General features: G+C 38.4%; 1 protein-coding gene. It reads left to right on the plus strand.

The genetic code is table 11. From position 1 onward, the window contains the following. Window positions 1–2631 (plus strand): SusC/RagA family TonB-linked outer membrane protein (locus tag AC1DPQ_RS24170; RefSeq protein ID WP_477611127.1); only part of this gene is annotated, 2631 nt, incomplete at both ends.

Raw genomic sequence — 2631 nt, forward strand, 5'->3', positions numbered from 1 at the left:
GTTCTACAGACCCGCTATATGTAATTGATGATGTAATTCAGATCAATCCTCAAAACGGACAACCTGATGCTACACTCTTTAATAACCTGGATCCTTCTGAAATAGAAAGTTTATCTTTCCTAAAAGATGCATCTGCAGCTATTTATGGTACAAGAGCAGGTAATGGAGTAGTACTAGTAAAAACTAAACGCGGTAAAATCGGACCTCCACGCATCAGTTATAGCGGCTCGTATGCCTTTAATGATGAAGCTTACCGAACTAAAATGATGAGCGCCTATCAGTTTGGGATGTATTATAACATTATGAACGGACCGAATGGAGCTAATGTAAATCCAACAGGCGCTTCAGCAGCTGATAGTTTTTTTAGTCAGGACGAATTAGAGCATTTTAAAAACATTAATTACGATTGGTTAGAAGATGCCTGGAAATCATCCTATAACATGAAACACACTTTAAGTATCTCCGGAGGTACAGACCGCGCAACCTATTTCGGTGATGTAGCTTATTACAAGCAAGATGGAAACCTTTCGAGTCTTGATTTTAAACGTTGGAACTTTAGATCAGGTGCCGATATTAAGGTGGCAACCAATCTGAAGGTTGGTTTGCAGGTTTCAGGAAACAATAGCGAACTCATTAAAACATTCAATAAAATTGGTAGTGAGTTAGATGACAACGATTACAGGAACCTCATCCTTGCGCCTCGTTACGTGCCGATGTACATTAATGGATATCCTGTAAAACTACCGGGAACCACTAATGATTTTTCTACCTATCATTTCTACGAAATCGAAAAATTAGGCAATCTGGCGAATACCAGAAATACCAACTTTACGATAAATTTAAATGCTCAATACGATATTCCCTTCGTTAAAGGTCTAAGTGCAAGAGCTGCATATTCTAGAAATATGGGTAGTAGCAATGGATCACAGATCGGAACAAAATATAATGTTTACACCTTTAAAAAATTAGGTACTAATGAACATATTTACGACGGGGCAACATTACCAACAGCTCTTGTTGCTTCTAATGGTAATCGGTTATATTATTCCAATACGACACAAAGTTCAACACAATCAAACTTTGTGCTAACCTATAACAGGTCGTTCGGAAAACATACGATAGGTGCTTTAGCTACGGTAGAAAGATCTGAGCAAGCCTTTAATAATGAGGTTGTATTTAAAGCAGATCCGATCCAACAAACGAATGGCCAGTTTAACTCAGCAACCGGCGCGATAGACGGAAGCACTACAAAATCAGAAGGAGGATCACTATCATATGTTGCAAGAGCAAACTACAGTTACGCAGATAAGTACCTTGCAGAATTTATGTTTAGAAGTGATGCTTCTACCAAATTTGCACCGGGTAACTATTGGGGTAATTTCTATTCAGGCTCATTGGGCTGGGTAATTTCAGAAGAAGATTTTTTTAAAGTACCTGGTATTGACTTCTTAAAACTAAGGTACTCAATAGGTTTATTAGGTAACGACCAAACTAAGGCCTGGTTATGGAGACAGCGTTACACCTTCCAGGATGGTAAAGGAGCAGTATTTGGTGGAGATGGAAATGCAACTGCAGGTTATAAAATGGAAGCATCTCCAAACCCTGATGCAACCTGGAGCGACGAGCTTAAAAATAACGTGGGTATTGATGCTAAATTTTTAAAAAACCGACTTACATTATCTCTGGATGGTTATTATAATCACGCAACAAATATTTTAACAGAGGTAACATCTAATATTCCAATCACGATTGGTGGTTCAGTAGCCTCACAAAATTATGCTACAGCAGATTACTTTGGCTACGAACTGGGAATTGGTTGGAACGATAAAATTGGCAAGGATTTTAGTTATGGCGTAGATTTTAGGTTTGCTTGGTCAGATAATAAAGTAATCAAAGCAGATTACAATGCAAATGATGTTCTATATCCTTGGAATCCACGTAATGGAACTTCATCTGACGTTGGTAAATGGGGTTATGATTATTTAGGCATGTTTAAAGATCAGCAAGAAATCGATGCTTATTTAAGTCAGTACAAAATTACCTCCGTAAATCCAGGTGCTGCCGGTAGCGGATCAGCAGTGTTGGCCAAAGATTTAAAGCCAGGCATGCTCTATTATAGAGATGTTAGAGGACCTTTACAGCCTGATGGATCTTTTGCAGGTCCAGACGGTATAATTGACTTTAATGATCAGGTACAGTTATCAAAAAAAGCCACCAACCATTATGGTTACGGAACAACATTAAAAGCAAATTATAAAGGAATAGGAATAGAGGCGGTAATTTCAGGTTCGTTTGGGGGATGGTCGGAAATCGATGCCCGTAAAAAAATGAACAATTCTATTTCACGCACTTTTGCAAGTGTGCCTGAGATCTGGGGCGATATTTATGATCCCATCCTAAACCCAACAGGTACTATGCCAAACCCAAATTGGGAAGCTACAAGCTTAAGTCCAACATCAAATTTCTGGAAGGTTTCTTCATTTAGAATGCGTTTAGCTAGCATACAGTTAAATTATTCTCTTCCTAAGCGCTGGCTCGAACAAGTTAAAGTAAGTAATGTACGTGTTTACGCAAGCGCGTTAAACCCTTATAATTTCTATAACCCATATTCTTATAGGGATAGTGATACAG

It is taken from the genome of Pedobacter sp. 01T416_2, assembly GCF_056398925.1.